We start from the raw sequence: 21,896 nt of genomic DNA, 5'->3' as shown, positions 1-21,896 counted from the left end.
TCGGACCCCTTGAGGCCGTTTAGCCGGAGCAACTTCGGGGAACGGGGCAGTTATGGAACTTTCCGCCGGGCAACCGCTGAGGGCTGTCCTGTTCGACCGGGACGGCACCCTCATCCACGACGTGCCTTGCAACGGTGATCCTGCCCGCGTGCGGCCGATGCCCCGGGCAGGCAAAGCGCTGCGCAGCCTCCGGGCGCGGGGCATTGCCACCGGCGTCCTCAGCAACCAGGCCGGCATAGGCCGCGGAATCCTGACTGCCGAACAGGTAGCGGCAGTCAACGCCCGGGTTGAGGAGCTGCTCGGCCCTTTCGAGATTTGGGATATTTGCCCGCACCGGCCCGAGGATGGGTGTCCGTGCCGGAAACCGCGGCCGGGCCTGATCCGCCGGGCCTGCCGGCAGCTCGGCGTGGCGCCGTGGGAGGCGGCATATGTGGGGGACATCGGAAGCGATGTGGAGGCCGCGCGGGCCGCGGGAGTCCGGGGTGTCATGGTTCCCACGGCAGCGACCCTGCCGGCCGAAGTAGCGGCTGCGGGAGAGGTGGCGCCGGACCTTCGCTCCGCCGTCCGGCTCTTGCTGGAAGGGCCGCTGAAAGCGGGGTCGCGGGGCCTGAAACCAGCCGCAGCGCCGGCACCGACCCGGAGGCGGTACAGGTGAGCCGGGTCCTGGTCGCCCGGCTCGACGGCGCTGGCGACGTCCTGCTGGCGGGTCCGGCGATCCGTGCCGTTGCCCGCGGGCGGCGTCCGGACGGCGGCACGCCCAATGAGGTGCTGGTCCTCTGCGGCCCGGCGGGGGAGCCTGCGGCATCCCTCCTGCCGGGTGTCCGCGAAATCTTCAGCTGGGCATGCCCGTGGATCGTGAAGCCGGCCCCGGTGGTCAACCAGCGCCACCTCGACCTGCTCACCTCGTTCGTCACAGGCTCCAGGGTGGACGAAGCCGTGATTTTGACGTCCTTCCACCAGTCCCCGTTGCCCCTTGCCTTATTGCTCAGGCTCGCCGGGGTGGGCAGGATCACCGGTGCGTCGACTGACTACGCCGGGAGCCTGCTGGACGTGCGGCTAAGGCCCGGTGAGGATTTCAGCGAAGACCTGCCGGAGGCGGAACGCGCCCTGGCCATTGCGGCGGCCGCCGGTTTCACCCTGCCACCCGGCGACGACGGCCGGCTGCGAGTGCGGGGCTATCCCGATGTGCGCTCGCTGGTAGGGGAACAGCCGTATGTCGTGGTCCACCCCGGCGCGGCCGCCCCGTCGCGGACGTGGCCGCCGCTGCACCATGCCGCGGCCGTGGAGCTGCTGGAAGGGGCGGGCCACCGTGTCGTGGTGACCGGCGGGCCGGGCGAAACCGAATTGACGGCTACGGTCGCCGGGCCCTCGGCGCTGGATCTGGGCGGGCGGACCGACTTCAAGACCCTGGCCGGCGTGCTGGCGGGAGCGGCGGCCCTCGTCACCGGCAACACCGGGCCGGCGCACCTGGCGGCGGCCGTCGGTACCCCGGTGGCCTGCCTTTTTTCCCCGGTGGTGCCGGCCGTTCGCTGGGCACCCTACGGCGTGCCCCTTGAAATCCTGGGCGACCAGGACGCCCCCTGCCGGCTCAGCCGTGCCACGCAGTGCCCGGTCCCCGGACATCCCTGCCTGTCATCCGTGTCGCCGGAACACATCGTGGCGGCGGTGGAACGCCTGATCGGCGGAGTGCCCTCGCTATCCACCCGCCGAAGGGTGCGATTCCCATGAGGATACTGCTGTGGCACGTGCACGGTTCCTGGACTGACGCGTTCGTCCGGGGCCGCCATGAATACCTCCTGCCGGTCCTGCCCGGGCGGGGAGCCTGGGGATTGGGCCGGGCAGGGCGGCCCTGGCCGGACTCTGTCCAGGAAGTGCGGCTTGATGCGCTGGACCCGGACAGCGTTGATGCGGTCGTCCTGCAGCGGCCGGAGGAACTGGCCGAGGTGGACCGCGTTTTGGGCAGGATCCCCGGCAAGGACCTGCCGGCCGCCTACCTTGAACACAACGCTCCTCGCGGCGATGTGCCCAACTCGGTCCATCCGCTGGCAGACCAGCAGTTCATTCCCCTGGTCCACGTGACACATTTCAACGAGTTGTTTTGGGATAACGGCTCGGCCCCGACGCTCGTCATCGAACATGGCATCCCCGATCCCGGGCCCGCCTACACCGGTGAAATTCCCGAACTCGCCGCCGTCGTGAATGAGCCGATACGGCGAGGCCGGGTCGCCGGAACGGACCTCCTGGCCCGCTTTGCAGCAGCCGCGCCGCTGCGGGTTTTCGGCATGGGAAGCAACGGGCTCGCGGACGCAGTGGGCGTCGGCCCTGCCCGGCTCAGGAGCCAGGGGGACCTCCCCGCCCATGAGTTGCACTCGGAGATGTCCCGTTGCCGGGTCTACATCCACCCCTTCCGCTGGACATCGCTGGGACTGGCGCTACTGGAGGCCATGCAACTGGGGATGCCCGTCGTCGTGCTGGGCACCACGGAGGCGGCGCGTGCGGTTCCGCCGGAAGCCGGGGCGATTTCAACCTGCGTGGACGAACTCGTCCAGGCCGCGCGGATGCTCAACGAAAACCCGGACGAGGCCCGCCAGCGGGGCGGCGTCGCACGGGAAGCGGCCTTGCGCCGATACGGGCTGCCCGCTTTCCTGGCGGCCTGGGACTCCCTGCTGGCGGAGATGACCGGCCCACGTTTCCGGACCGGGCGGCTCCTTATTCCAACCCAAGAAAGGAAGAGCCAGTGAAAATCGCGATGGTGTCCGAGCACGCCAGCCCGCTGGCGGCCCTCGGTGGCGTCGACGCCGGCGGGCAAAACGTCCACGTTGCTTCACTCTCCGCCGCGCTGGCCGGACGGGGCCACCAGGTCACCGTATACACCCGGCGTGATGCCGAGGACCTGCCTGCCAGGGTGCAGGTTTCGCCGCTCCTGGAAGTGGTCCACGTACCGGCCGGGCCGCCGCGTCACGTGCCCAAGGACGAACTTCTTCCCTACATGGAAGACCTGGCCGCCGGAATGGCGCGCGATTGGCAAGACTGTCCGCCGGACCTGGTGCATGGGCATTTCTGGATGTCCGGCCTGGCTGCCCTCGACGCAGCGCGCCGGCTGGCCGCGGGCCGGGCCCGGATTCCCGTGGTGCAGACCTTCCATGCCCTGGGCACGGTCAAACGCAGGCACCAGGGAAGCGCGGACACCAGCCCGGTGGAGAGGCAATGGCTGGAGCCCGCAGTGGGACGCCAGGCCGGCCGCGTCCTTGCGACCTGCTCCGACGAGGCCTTTGAGCTGAAGGCGATGGGGGTCGCCCCGGAGAAGATCTCGATTGCCCCGTGCGGGGTGGACCCGAACCTGTTTACCGGCGCCGGACCTTCCGACGAACGCGGCCGCACCCACCGGATACTCTCCGTGGGACGGCTGGTGCCCCGCAAAGGCGTGGATGTGGTCATCGGAGCCCTGCCGTACCTGCGCGAGGCGGGCTTCGACGATGTCGAACTCCTCATTGTCGGCGGCGGAGGTGACGCCGCCGAGACCGGGGCCGACACTGAGGCCCGGCGCCTGCTGGCCGTCGCTGCCGAGCTTGGGGTCCGGGAGCAGGTCCGCTTCCGCGGGCAGGTGCCCCGTGAGGCCATGCCCGGAATCTTCCGCAGCGCGGACGTTGTGGTCTGCACGCCCTGGTACGAGCCCTTCGGCATCGTTCCGCTGGAGGCCATGGCCTGCGGCATCCCCGTGGTGGCCGCCGCCGTGGGCGGCCTCAGGGACACGGTGGTGGATGAGGGAACGGGGCTGCACGTTCCGCCGCGGGATCCGGAGGCTACAGCCCGGGCGCTGGCACGGCTGCTGGCCGACCGCGGGCTGCGCCGGGCCCTCGGACAGGCCGGCCAGCAGCGTGCACGGTCCGGCTACAGCTGGGACCGCGTGGCTGTGCAAACCGAACGGGCGTATCGGCAGGCCTTGCACGACAACGCGGCAAGCTGGCGGCGCGGAGCCGGCGACCAGCTGCATCCCGTGGAAGGAGCGGCGCTGTGAGCGCAGAATCATCGTTGACGCAGGGACTCCAACGGGCTCACTCCGGCCCCTGTCCGCGTACGGCCACGGGTCCCGGGGTCTGGCAGGTCAAGGGCGACCCAGCGGGCCCGGATGCGGTCGGAGCCGTCGAAGCACACCTTCGTGACGTCCTGCCCTCGCTGGCATCCTTGCGCCGCCAGTCCAACCGGCTGGCAACCTGGGGCGCCGAGTTGGCCCGGCGGCTTCATGCCGGCAGCCGCCTGCTCGCTGCAGGCAACGGCGGCTCGGCAGCCGAGGCGCAACACCTCACGGCCGAGCTCGTCGGGCGCTTCGACGGAGAACGGGCACCGTTCTCCGCGATTTCGCTGCACGCCGATACTTCCGCCGTGACGGCCATCGCCAACGACTACGGATTTGAGGAGCTCTACGCCCGGCAGGTGCGCGCCCACGGACGCCCAAGGGACATCCTGCTGTTGCTTTCCACCAGCGGAAGAAGCCCGAACCTGGTGCGCGCCGCGGAGACCGCCTCCCGGATGGGCGTCACCACCTGGGCCCTGACCGGCCCGGGCCCCAACCCGCTGACCCTCGGCTGCGACGAGACGATCACCATCCAAGGAGCCGCGGCGAACGCGCAGGAGTGCCACCTGATCGCGGTGCACGCCATCTGCCGGGCGTTCGATACGGAAATCCACCGGCTGGGCCCGCAAGAGCCTCCGCGGGGGGTGGGAGCATGAGGATCGTGGTCGTCGGCGACGTGCTGCTCGACGTCGATCTGGACGGCTCGGCCACGCGGCTATGCCCGGACGCGCCCGTCCCCGTCGTCGATGTCTCGACTGTCCGGAGCAGGGCCGGGGGCGCGGGCCTTGTGGCCCGGATGCTCGCCAACGACGGTCATCAGGTCTGCCTGGTGACAGCGCTCGGCAACGACGAGCCGGGCCGCCGCCTGCTGGCGGAATTGGCCGGTATCACGGTCATCGCGGGGCCTTCCGGGTCGGCGACGCCGGTCAAGACGCGGCTTCGGGCGGGGAGCCACCCGGTGGTGCGATTCGATGAAGGCTGCCAGGGCTGTCCAGTGCCCGCAGTGACCGTCGCCATGCTGGACGCGTTGGGCGACGCCGCGGCGCTGGTGGTGGCGGACTACGGCCGGGGGCTGACCTCCAACCCGGCCCTGCGCGCCAAAATCGGGCTGCTCGCGCGGACGGTTCCCGTGGTTTGGGACCCGCACCCGGTCGGAGCCGAGCCCGTACCGGGCGTGGCCGTCGTGACGCCGAACCTCCCCGAGGCCCGGGCCTCGGCGCCGGCCGCGGGAGCCGCTGCCGGGACGGCGGACCTGGCCCTCGCACTGTTGCGGCGCTGGCAGAGCGAAGCCGTGCTGGTGACCGAGGCCGAACAGGGAGCGACCCTCGTCCAGGCGTCGGCGCCGCCGCTTCGGCTTCCGACCGCCAGCATCAAAGCCAGCGATTCCTGCGGCGCCGGCGACCGGCTGGCCGCCAGCCTGGCCGTACGCCTGGTGACCGGAGCATCGCTGGCAGACGCCTGCCGCGGCGCCATCAGCGAAGCCTCCTCCTTCCTGGCAGAAGGTGGCGTCGCCGCCCTTCCGGTAGTACCTCGAGTCTCCCCGCGGCCGGTCCCGCAGACGGTCCCGGACCCGGGACCATTGCCCGATCCGGCCGCGCTCGTCCGCCGGGTACGGGCGCTCGGCGGCACCATCGTGGCGACCGGAGGGTGCTTCGATTTGCTGCACGCCGGGCATGCCCGGAGTCTCGCAGCGGCCAGAGGCCTGGGCGACTGCCTCGTCGTCTGCCTGAACTCGGATGCATCGGCCCGGCGCCTCAAGGGGGCCGGCCGGCCCATCATCGGCGAGCAGGACCGGACTGAACTGCTGCTCTCACTCGAATGTGTGGACGCCGTCCTGGTCTTCGATGAGGACACCCCGGAAAGGGCCCTTGAACAACTCCGCCCGGATATCTGGGTGAAAGGCGGCGACTACGACCCACTGCGGCTGCCCGAAAGCGCGCTGGTGCGCAGCTGGGGCGGCCGCTGCGTCAGCGTTCCCTACCACCCGGCCCGGTCCACTACGGGGTTGGCGGCTGCGCTCGCCCGGGTCGGCTGAGCACCACAGCGGCTACCACCCGCCCCCGCACCACCTCCGATCCACGCCCCGGACCGGAAACGACAACGGAAAGGAACACCATGAAAAGTCTTACGCCGCCCTCACTGAACAGCGCCGGCAGGGTCGTCGTGACCGGAGGTGGATCGGGACTGGGAGCCGCGGTCGTGCAGGCCGTTCTCGACGCCGGCGGCACGCCCTTTGTGCTCGACCGCGACGTCAGGAATGTGTCCGCGGCCAAGGCCATCGAAGTCGACGTCGCAGACCGGGCCGCGGTGACGGCCGCCGTGATCCAGGCCGCCGAGACGCTCGGCGGCCTGGACGCCGTGGTGACCGCGGCGGGGATCGACCGATGCGGAAAACTCGAAGACGTCGCGGCAGAGGACTGGGAACGGGTCATCTTCGTCAATCTGCTCGGAACCGTCTCGACGGTACGGGCGGCCCTGCCCTACCTCAAATCCTCCGGCGGCCGTGTGGTCACCGTCGCCTCGACTCTGGCCAAGCGGGCGCTGCCGGAGGCATCCGCATATTGTGCGTCCAAGTTCGGGGTCCTCGGGTTCAGCCAGGCGCTCGCCGCGGAGACCGGAGGGGAGATCGGGGTGACCACACTGATCCCGGGCGGCATGAAGACCCGGTTCTTCGATGACCGTGACGAGAAGTACAAGCCCCAGGACGACTCACGCCTCAACGATCCTGCCAGCGTGGCGCAGGCCGTCATCTTCGCCCTTTCACAGCCCGCAGGCTGTGAGGTCCGCGAACTGCTCATCTGCCAGGCGCGGGAAGACTCATGGCCGTGAGCTCCCGCACGTCACGGTAGACGTCCCCCGGGCGGATCCCGGCCACAAGGGACGGCTCATGCACGCACCGGGGCGCGGTCCAGCCAACCTGGGTGAGGTCCGCTCCGCAGTCAGGGCAATGGGTCATCCAGGACACCTGGGGCCGGTGCAGGCTACGGCCCAGCGGACCGGCGTTGATCAGGTTGCCTGCCCAGAACAAACCCACCGTGGGTGTGCCGAGGGCCTGCGCCAGATGCCGGGGGCCGCTGTCATTACCTACCAGGACAGCACACCTGTCCAGAAGCGCCGCCAGGTTGCCGAGGCTCAAGTCGCCTGCCACCGAGGCGACCGCGCCGGAACCCGCCGCCTCAACGACCTGCGCCGCCAACTGCCTTTCCTCTGCAGCGCCCACCACCAGGACCCGGCTCCCGTCGGCTGCGCAGGCCGCAGCCACCTGGCCGAAGTTCTCGACCGGCCAGCGCCGCCGCAGATCTGATGCCCCCGGATGGATGGCCACCAAGGGGCCCGCGGGACTGGCGCCGTCGCCCAGCCACTCCCTGACCTCGGCAACGTGCCGTTCCGCCGGCCTGATCCGGGCTTCCAGTCCCACGGGGGTTGCGCCCGCCAACCCGGCCACTTCCAGGCCCCGCAGCGGCTCGTGCTGGTAGTAGGTGTAGGGGAGGTTGCGTTCCAGCGGAGCGGCGTCGGCGGTCCGTGATCCCACCGTGTGCCGGGCGCCAAGACGGAGGAGGAACGGATTGGAGAACCGTCCTCCGCCATGCAACTGGACGGCCAGGTCAAACTCCTCGCGTTTCATTGAAGTGAAAAACGCCTCAACCGCCGCCGCATCTTCGGCACCCGGCCGGATGCCCTCGGTCACCGGCAACACCCGGACGTCCGCTACCGGGCACATGGTGTTTTCCAGCAGCTCGACGTGCCCCGGAGAGCCAAGCAACGTCACCGACGCACCGGGATAGGCGGCCGTCAGCGCAGAGACCGCGGGCAGCGCAAACAGCAGATCCCCCAGTCCGCCGCCGCGCAGGACCGCGATCCGAGAGACGTGCGGGAACTTCTCCAGCACGGGCCCGACGCCCCAGCGGCCCGGCCCGGCGCCTAGTGATGCCGCAGCGGGATCCTTCATTACGGACTCCTGCCCGTCTGATGCTCATGACGTGGCCCACGATATGGCTTGCCGGCCCCGCTGGCTACCGCGGGCGCCCGGTGCAATCGCCCTGCCGGGTCCAGCAGAACGGGGAATGATCCGCCAACCACGTGTGAAGGCCCCTCTGGTTGGGTATGTCTCTGCTTAAGAGGGATGTTCCGAAGAAAGGAACCACATGTCCGCGCTCATCCTGGCCGGATGCGCCAGCCGCCGTCCGGGCGGGACCCGGCCGTGACCCCGCCAAGCCACGGGGAACTGCATAACGGTCCGCTCAGCGGCCAGCGGGGCCTGACCGAATGGCTGCCCCGGCGGTTGGCCTCGCTCCGCCCGTCCGTCACCGTCGTCGGTGACGTGATGCTCGACGGCTGGTGGACCGGATCAATCGAGCGGCTCTGCCGGGAAGCGCCGGCACCGGTGGTTGAAATCAGCCAGCGAAGCTTCGCCCCGGGTGGAGCGGCCAACACGGCAATGAACCTGGCCGCCCTCGGCGCCGAGGTGAGGCTGGCCGGGATTGCGGGCCGGGACGACGCCGGTGAGGAATTGTTGCGCCAGCTGGCAGAGGCGGGTGTTGATACCGCCCATGTCCATCGGTGCCCGGGTGCCGCGACCACCACGAAGACCCGGATCAGCAGCGACGGCCAGGTGCTGCTGCGGGTGGACGATGTTCAGCGCGAACCGCCGGCAGCGGCGCTCGCTGCCTTGGCCGGATCCCTCAGCGCAGCGTTGCAGGACCAGCAAGCGGTTGTGGTCTGCGACTACGGCGCCGGAGCGCTGAGCGGGCCTGTGCGCGGCGTATTGTTGGAACTTCTTTCCGCACGGGGGGAAGGCCTGGTGCTGGTGGACGCCCACCATCCCGAGGCCTGGGCGCCGCTGAAGGCGGATCTTGCCACGCCCAACGCGCTGGAAGCAGCCGGAATGTTGGGACTGAAGTTCGACGCCGGGTCGTCCGCCCGGGCGGAGGCCATCATCGCGCACCGCGACGCACTGCTTCAGGCGTCCGGAGCGCGGGCCGTCGTCGTGACGCTGGACCGGGACGGGTCGATCCTGGTCCCCGGTCCCGGGGAAATCCACCGCACGTGGGCGCGGCCGGTCCGGGAAAAACAGGCGGCGGGCGCAGGCGACACCTTCGTCGCCGCGCTGACGCTGGCCAGGGCGGCGTCGTTGCCCCTCACCACCAGCGTCGATTTCGCCCAAGCCGCCGCGGATATCGTCGTTCACCGGCCCGGTACGTCCGTCTGCAGCACTGCGGACCTCAGCGTTCATCTTGGCCGTTTTACCGACACCGCCCTGGGTGCGGACGAGCTTGGGGCGCAGATTAAACGGCACCGGGCAGCAGGAAAGCGGATTGTCCTGACGAACGGATGCTTCGACGTCTTGCACCGGGGACACACCCGGTACCTGAACCAGGCCAAGCAGCTGGGCGATGTCCTCGTGGTGGCGCTTAACAGCGATGATTCGGTCCGCCGGCTTAAGGGACCGCGGCGACCCGTGAACACCATCGCGGACCGGGCGGCCGTTGTAGCTGCCCTTAGCTGCGTCGACTATGTCACGGTCTTCGCTACAGCGACGCCGATTCCCCTCATCCAGCAGATCCGGCCCGACATTTACGCCAAAGGGGGCGACTACACGCCCGAGATGCTTGCCGAAACGCAGGCCGTCGAGGAGTACGGCGGAAGGGTCGCGATCCTCGACTACGTGCCCGAACAGTCAACCACGGCCGTCGTCGAACGGATCCGTCGGGGCGCACCGTGACCGGAGACAGGCGTCCGCCCGGTGCCGGAGATCATTCCGCTGGCTCAGGGCCGGGCCGTAGCCTGTGCTCCTAGGAGCTTTTCGATCCCCGCGATATCCAGTACCTGCTGGCGGTATTCGCGGCAGAGGATCTCCTGGACTGCGGCTGCGGCTTCGGCGTTCTCGGAAGCTGTCGCCTCGTCGGCATAAATGACCCGGAAGTTGTACGCGAAGGCGTCTGCCGCGGTCTGGGCGATGCAGTTATGGGTGGAGATGCCGGCGAGCACAAGCGTCTCGACGTCCCAGTTCCGCAGCCGCCAGAGAAGATCCGTACCCAGAAACGCACTGTCGCGTGTTTTGACCAGTTGCGGCAAGGAATCCGTCGTGAGTCCGCCAACGAACTCGGCCTGCTGCGTGCCGCGGAAGATGAACCCCTGGTCGTCCTCCAACATATTCAGGGTCCAGGTGGACCTGTCTTTTTCGTGCTCGGTTTTGACCAGCAGGACCTTGGCTCCTGATTCCTGCGCCGCCGTGATCAGCCGGTTGCAGGCAGCAATGACATCCCCTCCCTGGCGTTGAAGCGCCGGGTCCTCGAAGAACGCATTCTGCATGTCAATGATCAGAACGGCGATCATCCGGGTTCCTTTCGCTGAAGTCCTGGTCCCCGCGGCGGAGGTTCCTCGACGATGGGCCGCCCTTGGCGCGGCGCCACGCCAGGGCTGCGGCGGCCAGGGCCAGGATAACGACTGCGGCGATGACGTACGGCGCGTAATCGACGCGGGTTTCCTTGGCGCCGGGGGTCTCGCCGGTTCCGGGATCCACCGGGCCGGGGGTGGACGGGGAGCCCGACGGGTTGGGCTCCGTCGTGCTGGAACTCAGATAGGCCGGCGCTGCCGGCGCGCTGCCGGCCGAGGCGGTGGCGGCACCGGCCGGCAGGACAAGGGCTGCGCAGAGGGCCAGTGCTGCGAGGACTGAGCTTAGAGAGGGTCGCATCGAATTCTCCTTAGCAAGCAACTGCAGGCAACGGGATCGGGATGCCTGGGGAGTACGTCGTCGTGCCTTGTCGCAAATCATCAGCGTGCTTACTATAACTTTGAATGCGTGTCCCGGCCAGAGGCGCCAGCGCGAACAAGCGCCAACGCGATGCAATTGTCCAAAAGGAGGCGGTAAGGCATGAACGCTCGAGTTCTGCCGGGGGAACGGCAGGAGGCGCCCTCACGGTGGGCCGGTCTCCTGCTCGGCCTGGGCCTGGGCGGCTTCGTTGACGGGATCCTCCTCCACCAGATCCTGCAGTGGCACCACATGGTCAGCCACGTCGAGGAGTTCCCGGTCTCGACGGTCGAGGGCCTCGAAGTGAACACGCTGGCCGACGGCTTCTTCCATCTCGGGACCTGGGTGCTGGTGGTGGCCGGCTCGACGGCGGCCATCGTGGCCTGGCGCCGGGGCCGCAAGGCGCCCAGCTGGGGATTTCACTTCGGCCTGGTGCTGGCGGGGTGGGGGATCTTCAACGTGGTTGAAGGCCTGATCAACCACCAGTTGCTGCAGATCCACCATGTGCGCGATGACCTGGGCGGCCCGTGGACCTGGGATGTCGGGTTCCTCGCCTTCGGGCTCCTGCTGATCGTCGGCGGCTTCGCCCTCCATCGGCAGGGCGGTCAATCATAGGGTAGAGGGCGGCCGGGACGGTAGGGCCGGCGCGGGTGTGCGGTGATGCGGCCGCCGGCGTCCTGCTCACACCGGGTTGTTGGTGTCCCCGCGGGAATCCGGATCCTGTTCTTTCCCGTAGCCGGCTGCGGACGCCAGGCCGCCGACCTGCTGTCCGGCGTTGGTCTGCCCGGGGGTGAAACCGTTCTGCCCGGCAGCGTCGGGTTCTGGATCCGCTGCGGGTGAGACATCGTCCCGCAGGTGCTCATCGGCAGGCAAGTCACTTCGGTCGGGTGCTCCTTGATCGCTCATGCCTTCAGACAACCACCCCAACAAGCGCTCTGCAACGGTTTTCTCCGGGGCCGGAAGAGAACCAGTCCGGATGCTTGCGTCCCCGGACGTGGCATTAATTCCGGTCCCGGTAAGGGTGGCTTTCGGGCCCGGATGCGCGGGAATCTGCAAAATATGGTGAACTAGGCGGGTATGGGCGCATCTGCCCGAGCAACCTTTTTCTGTAGGAGCACCGTGCCAAGCAAGGCCCCCACCGGCAAGAAACTCGTGATTGTGGAGTCTCCCGCCAAGAGCAAGACCATCGCCAAGTACCTGGGCGAAGGCTTCATCGTTGAGGCCTCTATCGGTCACATCCGCGACCTTCCGCAGCCTTCGGAGCTCCCTGCGGAACTGAAGAAGACGCCGCTGGGCAAGTTCGCCGTCGACATTGAACACGACTTCAAGCCGTATTACGTGGTGTCTCCGGACAAGAAGAAAAAGGTGGCCGAACTCAAGGCCCAGCTCAAGGGCGCCGACGCGCTCTACCTCGCAACCGATGGGGACCGCGAGGGCGAGGCCATCGCGTGGCACCTGCTGGAAGTCCTTAAGCCCAAGGTTCCGGTGTACCGGATGACCTTCGGTGAAATCACCAAGGAAGCCATCCACCGCGCCATGGACAACCTGCGCGATGTGGACCAGGACCTGGTCGACGCGCAGGAAACCCGCCGTGTCCTGGACCGCCTCTACGGCTACGAGATCTCCCCTGTGCTGTGGCGCAAGGTGGCCCGCGGACTCTCCGCCGGCCGCGTGCAGTCCGTGGTGACCCGCATGGTGGTGGACCGGGAACGCGAGCGGATGGCGTTCAAGTCGGCGTCCTACTGGGACCTGACCGGGCAGTTCGGCGCGGAATCCGGCTCCTTCAAAGCGAAATTGGCTGCCGTCGACGGCTCCAAGGTCGCCAGCGGACGGGACTTCAACGACGACGGCGAGCTCACCTCGCGCGGCGTCGTGCATCTGAACGAGGAACTCGCCGGTGCCCTGGCCGCCGGCCTGCAGGAGGCGGACTTCCGCGTCCGCTCCGTCGACACCAAGCCCTACACCCGCCGCCCCGCGGCGCCGTTCACCACCTCCACGCTGCAGCAGGAGGCCGGCCGCAAGCTGCGGTTCTCCTCCAAAAGCACGATGCAGGTGGCCCAGCGCCTCTACGAAAACGGCTACATCACCTATATGCGTACGGACTCGAACGCCCTGAGCAACGAGGCCATCACCGCCGCGCGGCGGCAGGCCTCCGAGCTGTACGGCCCCGAGTACGTCCCGGCCTCGCCCCGTGTCTACAGCGGCAAGGCGGCCAACGCGCAGGAAGCCCACGAGGCCATCCGCCCCGCCGGTGACTCCTTCCGCACGCCGGCGCAGGTTGCCAAGCAGCTTTCCGGCGACGAGTTCCGCCTCTACGAGCTGATCTGGAAGCGCACCGTGGCCTCCCAGATGGCCGACGCCAAGGGTTCCACCGCGACCATTCGGCTCGGCGCCGTCACCGTGGGCGGCGCGGCCGCCGGCCGGGACGCCGAATTCTCCGCCTCCGGCACCGTCATCACCTTCCCGGGCTTCCTCGCAGCCTATGAAGAAGGCAAGGACGAGAGCCGCGGGGACGAGGACTCCGAGGAAGCACGCCGGCTGCCCAACGTGGCCAAGGACGACGCCCTGACGGCGTCGGAGATCGTCGCCGTCGGGCACGAAACTTCGCCGCCGCCGCGCTACACCGAAGCGTCCCTGACCGCGGAGCTGGAAAAGAAGGGCATCGGCCGCCCGTCGACCTACGCCTCCACGATTTCCACCATCCAGGACCGCGGCTACGTCCGGAAGCAGGGCTCGGCGCTGGTACCTAGCTGGATCGCGTTCTCCGTGATCCGGCTGCTCGAGCAGCACTTCCACGACTATGTGGACTATGACTTCACGGCGGACATGGAAGCCGATCTGGACAAGATCGCCAACGGCCAGGAGGCCGGGCCAGCTTGGCTCAAGCACTTCTACTTCGGGGCGGATTCCGAGCCCGGCCTGCTGAGCATCGTCAACAACCTCGGCGAGATCGATGCCCGCGAAATCAACTCCATCCCGATCACCGAGGGCATCACCCTGCGCGTGGGCAAGTTCGGGCCGTACCTGGAAAGCTCCGTCCCCACCGTGGACCCGAAGACCGGCGAAGTCATCGAGTCCGCCCGCGCCAACGTCCCTGAGGACCTGGCTCCGGACGAGCTGACCGCCGCCAAGGCGGTCGAGCTGATGGAGACCGCCGCCCCGGAGGAGCGCGTGCTCGGCGCGGACCCGCACACCGGGCACACCATCGTGGCCAAGAACGGCCGCTATGGCGCCTACGTCACCGAGATCATCCCGGAAATGACCGAGGAGCAGCTCGCCAACCAGCCGGTCGAGTACTACAAGAACGGCAAGCCGAAGCCGCCGAAGAAGCCCGTCAAGGCAAAGCCGCGCACCGGTTCGCTGTTCGCCTCCATGAGCGTGGACACGGTGACCCTGGATGAGGCCCTGCAGCTCATGAGCCTGCCGCGGGTACTCGGCCAGGACGCCGACGGCAACCCGATCACGGTGCAGAACGGACGCTTCGGCCCGTACCTGAAGAAGGGCACGGACTCCCGTTCCATCGGCTCGGAGGAGGAAATCTTCACCATCACGCTGGAACAGGCGCTGGAGATCTACTCGCAGCCCAAGCAGCGCGGTGCCCGCGCCGCCGTCCCGCCGCTGGCGGAGTTCGGCCCGGACCCGGTCTCGGAGAAGAACATCGTGGTGAAGGAAGGCCGCTTCGGCCCGTACATCACCGACGGCGTCACCAACATCACCGTGCCGCGCAGCACCGCGATCGAGGAACTGACACGGGAACGCGCCGTCGAACTCCTCGCCGAAAAGCGCGCCAAGGGCCCGGTCAAGCGCACGACGACGGCCCGCAAGGCCCCCGCCCGCAAGGCCGCCGCCAAGAAGTAAGGGGTGCCGGGGTAAGGGGTAGGAATTGCGGACCGGGGCGCGACGTGATCGAGTAGGACCATGACTGAACAGCCAGAACCCATGGATCTCCAGCCGCTCAACGACCTCGAAGAGAAGCTCGCCCGGGGGGAGCAGCCGGACGCCAACCCGGTGGACGTCATCCTGTCCTTCCTCAACAACGAGGTCTACATCGTCAGCTCCGACACGATCGATGGCCCGGACTCCCAGGTGGAGCCGCTGGTGCTCGCCAACGCCTCCGGCGAGCCCGTGCTGGCCGTCTTCTCGCACCCCAGCCGGGTGGCCGAGCAGTACCTCGCCGCGGCGCCGAACGTGCTCGGCACCCAGGGTTCGGCGATCATCGGCAACCTCGGCGACCAGCTGGGCATGGTGATCAACCCCGGCGCCGTCTACGGTTTCGAAATCGACCCGGAAGGCGTGGCGAACATCCGCCGGGACTTCAAGCCGTCCGAGGAGGAGCCGGAAGCGGCCCAGGGCGACAGCCAGGCCTAGTCCGCGGAACGGCCCCGGGCCGGTCCGTTAGGCGGGCCGGGTTCCCGGGGGAATAATGGCAGCATGCGGCTAGGCGTCCTCGATATCGGGTCCAACACTGTCCACCTCCTCCTGGTGGACGCCCACCCCGGCGCGCGCCCGGTTCCGTTCGCGTCGCATAAGCGGCCGCTCTCCCTCGTGCAATTCCTGGAGGGCGACGGGAGCATCAACGACGCCGGCCAGCATGAGCTGATCGAATTCGTCCTCGAAGCGTGGGAATTCGCAGCCAAGCACAAGGCCGAGGACCTGCTGGCGTTCTGCACCTCGGCCATCCGCGACGCCACTAACGGGCCCGCCGTCCTGGCCCGGGTCAAACATGAGACCACCGTGACGCTCCGGGAACTCACCGGCAGCGAAGAGGCCTCGATGACGTTTTTTGCCGTCCGCCGCTGGTACGGCTGGGGCGCGGGTCCCGTGCTGAACCTGGACATCGGCGGCGGTTCCTTTGAAATGGCCTACGGGGAGGACGAACTCCCCGAACTTGCGACGTCGGTCCCGCTCGGCGCGAGCCGGCTCACCCGGGACTGGCTCGCCGAGGACCCGCCGTCGGCCAAGAGCGTCAAGGAGCTCCGCCGCTACATCAGGGCTACGCTCAAGCCCGCGGTGCGCGACTTCGCAAAGCTTGGCAAGGCCAACCATGTGGCCGGAACCTCCAAGACCTTCCGTTCGCTGGCGCGCATCGCCGGGGCCGCGCCCAGCGGCGCCGGACCCTATGTCAAGCGGGAGCTGTTCGCCACGGACCTCGGCCTGTGGGCGCAACGCATCTCTGCCATGGAGGTGGAGGACCGGCTGAACCTTCCCGGTGTTTCCGAAGCGCGCGCGCCCCAGCTTCTGGCCGGCGCCCTGGTGGCGGAAGCGGCCCTGGAAATGTTTGAGTTCCCGAGCCTGGAGATCTGCCCCTGGGCCCTCCGCGAGGGGCTGATCCTGCGCCGCCTAGACCAACTCATCTTCGAAGGTCCGTTGCAGCCCGCGCCCCACGTGACCCGTACCGACGAGGCCGCCGCGCCGCAGGCACCCGACGTCGAGGCGCTGGACGCACGCTGACGTCGGCCGGCTCCGGCCGGCAATGTCCGCCCCGTGGCCGAAAGCGGGCCCCAAGTGTCGTTCCGGACGCACCCCGTTCGTTGACAAGCTGAAGGGCCGGCAAGGGACCGGCCCCATCGTCAAGGAGGACAGCACCATGGCACAGTACTTGCTCAGCGTTTACCAGCCTGCGGGCCCAGCCCCGGCCGCGGACGTCCTGGCGCCCATCATGCGGGACCTTGAAGCGGTAAACCGGGAAATGAAGGCCGCCGGCGCCTGGGTCTTCGCCGCGGGACTGCACCCCACGGAGACCGCTACTGTCGTGCGGCAGCAGGGGACCGAGACACTGATGACAGACGGCCCGTTCGCCGAATCAAAGGAACACCTTGGCGGCTTTACGGTCATTGAGGCGCCGGACCTGGACGCGGCCCTTGGCTGGGCCGGGAAGCTGGCCCGCGCCACCACCCTTCCCATCGAAGTGCGGTCCATCCAGCAATAGCCGGGCGGGAGGCGGCAAACGTGAAAGGCACCGGCGGTCCGCTGCGGGAAAATGGGGGAAACCCGCTGCAGACCACCGGTGCCGGGCAGACATCCGCATGACTGCCATATCATCACTCGCACCCTCAATGAGGCACTTACTACGTTAGGCGCCGAGTTTGGGAACAAGCTGCGCTGAGGATGTGAGCTGGCTGTGAATCGGGGCGGACTGCAATGATGGGTCAATGAGCAACCGAATCGCATTCCTGGGCTGTGGGTCAATGAACGAGGCAATCCTGGGCGGCATGATCGCGGGCGGAACGGACCCCGCGGACATCGTCGCCACCGTCCGGCGGGCCGAACGGGCCGCCGAGCTGGCCGAGCGGCACCACGGAATCACGGCCATCGCCGGCGAGGAAGAACCGGAGAACAACAGCCAGGCCGCCACCGGCGCCGCCGTCGTGGTGCTGGGCGTCAAGCCCGTGGGAGTCGCGGATCTTGCCCGCGAGATCAGCGGCTCGCTCTCGCCGGACACCATCGTCGTCAGCGTTGCCGCCGCGGTGTCGCTGGCGCAGCTCGAAGCGGCGCTCCCGGCCGGGCAGCCCGTCATCCGTTCGATGCCGAATACGCCGGCCAAACTGGGCCGCGGCGTCGTCTCGGTCTCGGCCGGAACCCACTGCTCGGACGAGCAGCTGCAGCGCGCAAAGGGCATCTTCGCCGCCGTCGGCACCGTCGTCGAGATCACCGAGGAGCAGGTGGACGCCCTGTCCGCGATCAGCGGCTCCGGCCCGGCGTACGCCTTCTACCTGGCCGAGGCGATGGCGGCCGCCGGCGTCGAACTGGGCCTGGACGCCGAGCTCTCGCTGCTGCTGGCGCGCGAAACTGTCGCCGGTGCCGGGCTCATGCTCGCCGAGCCGGGCGCCGACCCGACGGCGCTCCGCAAGGCCGTGACCAGCCCGAACGGCACCACCGAACGGGCAATCGCCACCTTTGACGAGCGCGGCCTTCCGGCGATCGTCGCCGACGGCGCCCGGGCCGCCGCGGAGCGGGCCGCAGAGATCACCCGGGAGCTCGGCTAGCCGGAACGCAGGCGCCGGCCATGACGCCGGCCGGGCCGGGTGGCAGGATAGGACCCATGGAACTGCACATCACAGGCGACCCCGCGGCGGACCAACTCCTCAGCGAGGACGCGTTTGCGCTGCTCACCGGCATGCTGCTTGACCAGCAGGTGACGATGGAATCGGCCTTTGCCGGTCCGGAAAAGATCCGCACCCGCATCGGGTCCATGGAGCCCGCCGCGATCGCCGGCTACGATCCGCAGGCCTTCGTCGAGATGTTCAAAGAGCGCCCGGCCGTCCACCGGTTTCCCGGCTCCATGGCCGGCCGCGCCCAGGCCCTTGCCGAGACGGTGCACAGCGACTGGGACGGGGACGCTACCGCCATCTGGACGCAGGGCGACCCCGATGGGCCGGAGGTGCTGCGCCGGCTCAAGGCGCTGCCGGGGTTCGGCGAGCAGAAGGCGAAGATCTTCCTGGCGCTGCTGGGAAAGCAGTGCGGGCTCCGGGCGGAAGGCTGGCGCGAGGCCGCCGGCCACTACGGCCAGGAGAACGCTTTCCTTTCCGTCGCGGACATTGTGGACCCGGAGTCGCTGAGCAAGGTACGGGCCAGCAAGCAGGCAGCCAAAGCCGCCGCGAAGGCTGCGAAGACCGCCGCGCCCTGATCTACGGGCGCGCGGCGAACCGTTCCAGCAGGTCCACGTGGCCGGAGACAATGAGCATGTCCCGGGAGGAAACCTTGGTCTCCGGCCGGGCGTAGGTGAAGTCCTCGCCCGGGGATTTCACGCCCACGATCGTCACGCCGTACTTGGAGCGCACCTTGGACTCATCCAGGGTGAAGCCCACGGTTTCCCGCGGCGGGTACATCTTCACGATCGCGAAGTCGTCGTCGAACTCGATGAAGTCCAGCATCCGGCCGGAGACGAGGTGCGCGGCGCGGACGCCGGCGTCGGCCTCCGGGTAGATCACGTGGTTGGCGCCGATCCGGGTCAGGATCTTGCCGTGCGACGGCGTGATCGCCTTGACCCAGAGGTGCTCGATGCCGAGGTCCACGAGGTTCACGGTGATCAGCACCGAGGATTCGATGGAGGTGCCCACGCCGACGACGGCGGAACTGAACTCCTGCGCGCCGAGCTGGCGGAGGGCGTCGATGTTGGTCGCGTCGGCCTCCACCACGTGGGTCAGCACGCTGGCCCACTTCTGCACCAGGTTGCGGTCGCGTTCGATCGCCAGCACTTCGCGGCCTTGTTTGACCAGCTGCTCTGCGGTGGACGCGCCGAAGCGGCCCAGCCCGATCACCAGCACGGGCGCATTGTGGGCGGGACGGTTGACGGTGCCTGAGGAACTAGCCAATGATGGGTCTCTCTTCCGGGTAGTGGTACAACTGGCTGCGCTGGCGCAGGGCCAGCCCAGCGGCGAGGGTGACGGTGCCGACGCGGCCGGCAAACATCAGGGCGGTGAGGACGTAGACCCCCGCCGGGGGCAGCTCGGCACTGAGGTTGGTGCTCAGGCCCACCGTGGCGAACGCGGAAATCGTCTCGAACAGCACCCGGTCCAGCGAAGCGCCGCTGATCTGCAGCAGCAGCAGGGCCGAGACGGCCACCAGGGTGGCGCCGGCGACAATGACCGAGATGGCCACCCGCATGGTGCCCTCCGGGATGGTGCGGCCGTAGACCTTCACGTCGGAGTCGCCGCGGGCTTCGGCCGCGATCGCCAGGAACATCACCGCGATGGTGGTCACCTTGATGCCGCCGGCGGTTGACGCCGAGCCGCCGCCGGCGAACATCAGCGCGTCGGTCAGCAGCATGGTGGTCGAGTCCATCTGGTTCTGGTCCACCAGGTTGAAGCCACCGGAGCGCGTCATCACCGAGGCGAAGAGCGAGTGCGTGATCTTGTCGGCCAGGTTCATACCGCCGATGGTGCGCATGTTCTCCCACTCCATCAGCCCCCAGAGCACGGTGCCGGCGGCGAGCAGGATCAGCGAGACCTGGATGGTCAGCTTGGTGTGCAGGTTCCACTTCTTCCAGTTCAGGCCGTTCTGCTGCAGCACCATCACGACCGGGAAGCCGAGGCTGCCCAGGAACACGCCGATCATCAGCGGGATCAGGATCCACAGGTCCGTCTCGTAGGGCACAATGCCGTCCGAGTGCGGCGTGAAGCCGGCGTTGTTGAACGCGGAAATGGAATAGAACACGCCGTGCCAGACGGACTGTCCGAAGCTTTCGCCCAGCGCGAGGAACCGCGGGATCAGTGCCACGGCCAGGGCGGCTTCGATCACCACGGAGGTGACGATGACGATCCGCAGCAGGGTGCCCACCTCGCCGAGGCGGCCGGCGTTGTTCATGGCCTCCTGCGCGATCAGCTTGCCGCGGACGCCGAGTTTCTTGCTGACCATCAGGGCCAGCAGCGACGCCAGGGTCAGGGTGCCAAGGCCGCCGACGAAGATGCCGAGCAGGATCACGAGCTGGCCGAAGAAGGACCAGTGCACGGCCGTGGACACGACCGTCAGCCCGGTCACGCAGACGGCCGACACGGCGGTGAAGAGGGCCTGGTGCAGCGGCGTCGCCTGCCCGGTGGCGGAGGACACCGGCAGGGAGAGCAGGGTGGTGAAGACCAGGATGACGACGGCGAAGGCCGAGACGGCCAGGCGTGCCGGGGAGGTGTTGGCGATGTCGTCGACGAAGTCGCGCAGCCGGGTGAAGATCCACAGGCCCTCGCGCTCCGGCTGGCCGGGATGCCAGCTGGCCGGGCTCGGTGACCTCGACTGGCTTTGCGTCATGTGCGGCTTGTCCTCGGTTGAAACGGCGTCCTTCAGTAGTAAACCACTATATTCCGCGCAACGACGGGGGATGGGGGCGGTGCGCTCCGGTAGCCTGTGATTGATGACATTCCTCCCCGGACTCGCTCAGACCGCCCTGCCGACGACGGTGGTGTGGGACTCTGCCATGACGGCCTACAACTTTGGCCACAGCCACCCGATGGCGCCGGAGCGGATGGAACTCACCGCGCGGCTGGCCCGCAGCCTGGGGCTGCTGGACCTGGAACACGTGAGCGTAGCCGCTCCCTGGGTGGCCACCGACGAGGAACTCGGTACCGTGCACAGCGCGGACTATGTCGCCGCCGTCCGGCGGGTCAGCGCTGATCCTGACACTCCGGACCTGGGCCGCGGCCTCGGGACCGAGGACGACCCGGCCTTCGCCGGCATGCACGAGGCCAGCGCCAGGCTGGCGGGCGGGTCGTTGCTCGCGGCCGCGGCCATCCTGGACGGCAGCGCGGTGCGGGCCGTGAACTTCGGCGGCGGCATGCACCACGCCTCCCGTGAACGGGCCAGCGGCTTCTGTATCTACAACGACGCCGCCCTGGCCATCCAGCGGCTGCTCGACGGCGGCGTGCAGCGGGTGGTGTACGTCGACGTCGACGCGCACCACGGCGACGGGACGCAGAGCATCTTCTGGGACGACCCGCGGGTGCTGACGATCTCGCTGCATGAGACCGGGCTGACACTGTTTCCGGGCACCGGCTTCGCCAACGAGATCGGCGGCCCGAATGCCCAGGGCAGCGCGGTCAACGTCGCGCTGCCGGCCGGGACCGGGGACGCGGGCTGGCTGCGGGCCTTCCACGCGGTCGTTCCGCAACTCATCGGCGCCTTCGAACCGGAGGTCGTCGTCAGCCAGCACGGCTGCGACTCGCACCGCCTGGATCCGCTCACGCACCTGAACATCAGCGTCGACGGTCAGCGCGAGGCGGCCACCGCCATCGGGAACCTCGCGGCCCGCTACTGCGACAACCGCTGGATTTCCACCGGCGGCGGCGGCTACAACGTGATCACGGTGGTCCCGCGCTCCTGGAGCCACCTGATCGCCATTGCGGCGGGCCGCCCGGTCCCGCTGCGGACCCCCGTGCCGGAGGACTGGCGGCGGTACGTGCAGGAAAAGTACGGGGCCAAGTACGGCGTCGCACCGCCCGCGGTCATGGGCGACGACGTGGACCTCTGGTGGCGCTCCTGGGAGGTCGGCTTCGACCCCAACGACGAGGTGGACCGCACCGTCATGGCCACCCGTAAAGAAGTCTTCCCGCTTTACGGCCTGGATCCCTGGTTCGACTGACC

22 protein-coding genes are annotated in these 21,896 nt (G+C 68.7%); 16 read left to right on the top strand and 6 right to left on the bottom strand.

Annotation, left to right across the window (positions count from 1 at the left end):
- Positions 1-52 precede the first annotated feature (52 nt).
- The 7 genes from AC1MBE_RS06875 (at position 53) to AC1MBE_RS06845 (ending at position 6,904) form a co-directional block, all read left to right on the top strand.
- Entirely contained in the window at positions 53-655 is a 603-nt protein-coding gene (locus tag AC1MBE_RS06875; protein WP_479781824.1) for a D-glycero-alpha-D-manno-heptose-1,7-bisphosphate 7-phosphatase, read from the top strand.
- Entirely contained in the window at positions 652-1,728 is a 1,077-nt protein-coding gene (locus AC1MBE_RS06870) for a glycosyltransferase family 9 protein (RefSeq protein WP_479781822.1), read from the top strand. The genes AC1MBE_RS06875 and AC1MBE_RS06870 overlap by 4 nt, the downstream gene beginning before the upstream one ends.
- Positions 1,725-2,741, top strand: coding sequence for a glycosyltransferase (locus AC1MBE_RS06865; RefSeq protein ID WP_479781820.1), 1,017 nt, complete (start codon positions 1,725-1,727; stop codon positions 2,739-2,741). The genes AC1MBE_RS06870 and AC1MBE_RS06865 overlap by 4 nt, the downstream gene beginning before the upstream one ends.
- Positions 2,738-4,018, top strand: coding sequence for a glycosyltransferase (locus AC1MBE_RS06860; RefSeq protein ID WP_479781818.1), 1,281 nt, complete (start codon positions 2,738-2,740; stop codon positions 4,016-4,018). The genes AC1MBE_RS06865 and AC1MBE_RS06860 overlap by 4 nt, the downstream gene beginning before the upstream one ends.
- A complete protein-coding gene (locus AC1MBE_RS06855; RefSeq protein ID WP_479781816.1) occupies positions 4,015-4,731 on the top strand; it encodes a D-sedoheptulose-7-phosphate isomerase in 717 nt (238 codons plus the stop codon). Before AC1MBE_RS06860 ends, AC1MBE_RS06855 begins: the two co-directional genes overlap by 4 nt.
- Entirely contained in the window at positions 4,728-6,110 is a 1,383-nt protein-coding gene (locus AC1MBE_RS06850; protein WP_479781814.1) for a PfkB family carbohydrate kinase, read from the top strand. Before AC1MBE_RS06855 ends, AC1MBE_RS06850 begins: the two co-directional genes overlap by 4 nt.
- An 80-nt stretch (positions 6,111-6,190) precedes the next feature.
- Positions 6,191-6,904: an SDR family oxidoreductase gene (locus AC1MBE_RS06845; protein WP_479781812.1), complete on the top strand. Its 714-nt coding sequence runs from the start codon at positions 6,191-6,193 to the stop codon at positions 6,902-6,904.
- Here AC1MBE_RS06845 and AC1MBE_RS06840 read toward each other — a convergent pair.
- Positions 6,870-8,024: a glycosyltransferase family 9 protein gene (locus AC1MBE_RS06840; protein ID WP_479781811.1), complete on the bottom strand. Its 1,155-nt coding sequence runs from the start codon at positions 8,022-8,024 to the stop codon at positions 6,870-6,872. The two genes, AC1MBE_RS06845 and AC1MBE_RS06840, sit on opposite strands and share 35 nt — an antisense overlap.
- A 219-nt stretch (positions 8,025-8,243) precedes the next feature.
- Between AC1MBE_RS06840 and rfaE2 the strand changes: the two genes are divergently transcribed.
- Positions 8,244-9,797: a D-glycero-beta-D-manno-heptose 1-phosphate adenylyltransferase gene (gene rfaE2 / locus AC1MBE_RS06835; protein WP_479781809.1), complete on the top strand. Its 1,554-nt coding sequence runs from the start codon at positions 8,244-8,246 to the stop codon at positions 9,795-9,797.
- A gap of 44 nt (positions 9,798-9,841) precedes the next feature.
- Here rfaE2 and AC1MBE_RS06830 read toward each other — a convergent pair whose 3' ends face one another.
- Together AC1MBE_RS06830 and AC1MBE_RS06825 are read right to left on the bottom strand one after the other, a co-directional pair.
- Positions 9,842-10,411: a cysteine hydrolase family protein gene (locus tag AC1MBE_RS06830; RefSeq protein WP_479781808.1), complete on the bottom strand. Its 570-nt coding sequence runs from the start codon at positions 10,409-10,411 to the stop codon at positions 9,842-9,844.
- A complete protein-coding gene (locus AC1MBE_RS06825) occupies positions 10,389-10,769 on the bottom strand; it encodes a LuxR family transcriptional regulator (RefSeq protein ID WP_479781806.1) in 381 nt (126 codons plus the stop codon). The genes AC1MBE_RS06830 and AC1MBE_RS06825 overlap by 23 nt, the downstream gene beginning before the upstream one ends.
- Before the next feature lie 180 nt (positions 10,770-10,949).
- Between AC1MBE_RS06825 and AC1MBE_RS06820 the strand changes: the two genes are divergently transcribed.
- Positions 10,950-11,441 (top strand): DUF2243 domain-containing protein, encoded by a 492-nt coding sequence (locus AC1MBE_RS06820; RefSeq protein ID WP_479781804.1) that lies wholly within the window; start codon positions 10,950-10,952, stop codon positions 11,439-11,441.
- A gap of 66 nt (positions 11,442-11,507) precedes the next feature.
- On the opposite strand, the gene AC1MBE_RS06815 is transcribed toward AC1MBE_RS06820, so the two are convergent.
- Positions 11,508-11,732, bottom strand: a complete 225-nt coding sequence (locus AC1MBE_RS06815; protein WP_479781803.1) for a hypothetical protein — start codon at positions 11,730-11,732, stop codon at positions 11,508-11,510.
- A 213-nt stretch (positions 11,733-11,945) separates the two neighbouring features.
- Between AC1MBE_RS06815 and topA the strand changes: the two genes are divergently transcribed.
- The 6 genes from topA to AC1MBE_RS06785 all read left to right on the top strand — a co-directional run bounded on the left by topA (position 11,946) and on the right by AC1MBE_RS06785 (position 18,453).
- Entirely contained in the window at positions 11,946-14,684 is a 2,739-nt protein-coding gene (topA, locus tag AC1MBE_RS06810; RefSeq protein WP_479781801.1) for a type I DNA topoisomerase, read from the top strand.
- 60 nt (positions 14,685-14,744) lie between these two features.
- Entirely contained in the window at positions 14,745-15,194 is a 450-nt protein-coding gene (locus AC1MBE_RS06805; RefSeq protein WP_479781799.1) for an SseB family protein, read from the top strand.
- 63 nt (positions 15,195-15,257) lie between these two features.
- The gene (locus AC1MBE_RS06800; RefSeq protein ID WP_479781797.1) at positions 15,258-16,277 is read left to right on the top strand and encodes a Ppx/GppA phosphatase family protein; all 1,020 of its coding nucleotides are present in this window, start codon (positions 15,258-15,260) and stop codon (positions 16,275-16,277) included.
- A gap of 136 nt (positions 16,278-16,413) precedes the next feature.
- A complete protein-coding gene (locus tag AC1MBE_RS06795; RefSeq protein ID WP_479781795.1) occupies positions 16,414-16,755 on the top strand; it encodes a YciI family protein in 342 nt (113 codons plus the stop codon).
- A gap of 223 nt (positions 16,756-16,978) precedes the next feature.
- Positions 16,979-17,812: a pyrroline-5-carboxylate reductase gene (gene proC / locus AC1MBE_RS06790; RefSeq protein WP_479781793.1), complete on the top strand. Its 834-nt coding sequence runs from the start codon at positions 16,979-16,981 to the stop codon at positions 17,810-17,812.
- A 56-nt stretch (positions 17,813-17,868) separates the two neighbouring features.
- Positions 17,869-18,453 (top strand): HhH-GPD-type base excision DNA repair protein, encoded by a 585-nt coding sequence (locus AC1MBE_RS06785; RefSeq protein ID WP_479781791.1) that lies wholly within the window; start codon positions 17,869-17,871, stop codon positions 18,451-18,453.
- A gap of 1 nt (position 18,454) precedes the next feature.
- Here the strand turns inward: AC1MBE_RS06785 and AC1MBE_RS06780 are convergent, their stop codons facing one another.
- Positions 18,455-19,093, bottom strand: a complete 639-nt coding sequence (locus tag AC1MBE_RS06780) for a potassium channel family protein (RefSeq protein ID WP_026539112.1) — start codon at positions 19,091-19,093, stop codon at positions 18,455-18,457.
- A 40-nt stretch (positions 19,094-19,133) separates the two neighbouring features.
- The gene (locus tag AC1MBE_RS06775) at positions 19,134-20,567 is read right to left on the bottom strand and encodes a TrkH family potassium uptake protein (protein ID WP_479781789.1); all 1,434 of its coding nucleotides are present in this window, start codon (positions 20,565-20,567) and stop codon (positions 19,134-19,136) included.
- A 103-nt stretch (positions 20,568-20,670) separates the two neighbouring features.
- On the opposite strand from AC1MBE_RS06775, the gene AC1MBE_RS06770 reads away from it, so the two are divergent.
- Positions 20,671-21,894 carry an acetoin utilization protein AcuC gene (locus AC1MBE_RS06770; RefSeq protein WP_479781787.1) on the top strand — a complete coding sequence of 408 codons (1,224 nt, stop codon included), beginning with the start codon at positions 20,671-20,673 and terminating at the stop codon, positions 21,892-21,894.
- Positions 21,895-21,896: the final 2 nt, after the last annotated feature.

Source organism: Arthrobacter sp. BG5, from assembly GCF_056680155.1.
The sequence above is the reverse complement of the archived record's forward strand: the minus strand, read 5'-3'. Positions and strand labels throughout refer to the sequence as shown.

What these genes read in the sequence shown, in the direction of transcription:
- AC1MBE_RS06850 (WP_479781814.1), top strand. Translation starts at nt 4,728, where the DNA reads ATGAGGATCGTGGTCGTCGGCGACGTGCTGCTCGACGTCGATCTGGAC.
- AC1MBE_RS06875 (WP_479781824.1), top strand. Translation starts at nt 53, where the DNA reads ATGGAACTTTCCGCCGGGCAACCGCTGAGGGCTGTCCTGTTCGACCGG.
- AC1MBE_RS06795 (WP_479781795.1), top strand. Translation starts at nt 16,414, where the DNA reads ATGGCACAGTACTTGCTCAGCGTTTACCAGCCTGCGGGCCCAGCCCCG.
- AC1MBE_RS06865 (WP_479781820.1), top strand. Translation starts at nt 1,725, where the DNA reads ATGAGGATACTGCTGTGGCACGTGCACGGTTCCTGGACTGACGCGTTC.
- rfaE2 (WP_479781809.1), top strand. Translation starts at nt 8,244, where the DNA reads ATGCGCCAGCCGCCGTCCGGGCGGGACCCGGCCGTGACCCCGCCAAGC.
- AC1MBE_RS06775 (WP_479781789.1), bottom strand. Translation starts at nt 20,567, where the DNA reads ATGACGCAAAGCCAGTCGAGGTCACCGAGCCCGGCCAGCTGGCATCCC.
- AC1MBE_RS06830 (WP_479781808.1), bottom strand. Translation starts at nt 10,411, where the DNA reads ATGATCGCCGTTCTGATCATTGACATGCAGAATGCGTTCTTCGAGGAC.
- AC1MBE_RS06785 (WP_479781791.1), top strand. Translation starts at nt 17,869, where the DNA reads ATGGAACTGCACATCACAGGCGACCCCGCGGCGGACCAACTCCTCAGC.
- AC1MBE_RS06815 (WP_479781803.1), bottom strand. Translation starts at nt 11,732, where the DNA reads ATGAGCGATCAAGGAGCACCCGACCGAAGTGACTTGCCTGCCGATGAG.
- AC1MBE_RS06805 (WP_479781799.1), top strand. Translation starts at nt 14,745, where the DNA reads ATGACTGAACAGCCAGAACCCATGGATCTCCAGCCGCTCAACGACCTC.
- AC1MBE_RS06845 (WP_479781812.1), top strand. Translation starts at nt 6,191, where the DNA reads ATGAAAAGTCTTACGCCGCCCTCACTGAACAGCGCCGGCAGGGTCGTC.
- AC1MBE_RS06840 (WP_479781811.1), bottom strand. Translation starts at nt 8,024, where the DNA reads ATGAAGGATCCCGCTGCGGCATCACTAGGCGCCGGGCCGGGCCGCTGG.
- AC1MBE_RS06820 (WP_479781804.1), top strand. Translation starts at nt 10,950, where the DNA reads ATGAACGCTCGAGTTCTGCCGGGGGAACGGCAGGAGGCGCCCTCACGG.
- AC1MBE_RS06800 (WP_479781797.1), top strand. Translation starts at nt 15,258, where the DNA reads ATGCGGCTAGGCGTCCTCGATATCGGGTCCAACACTGTCCACCTCCTC.
- proC (WP_479781793.1), top strand. Translation starts at nt 16,979, where the DNA reads ATGAGCAACCGAATCGCATTCCTGGGCTGTGGGTCAATGAACGAGGCA.
- AC1MBE_RS06825 (WP_479781806.1), bottom strand. Translation starts at nt 10,769, where the DNA reads ATGCGACCCTCTCTAAGCTCAGTCCTCGCAGCACTGGCCCTCTGCGCA.
- AC1MBE_RS06770 (WP_479781787.1), top strand. Translation starts at nt 20,671, where the DNA reads ATGACATTCCTCCCCGGACTCGCTCAGACCGCCCTGCCGACGACGGTG.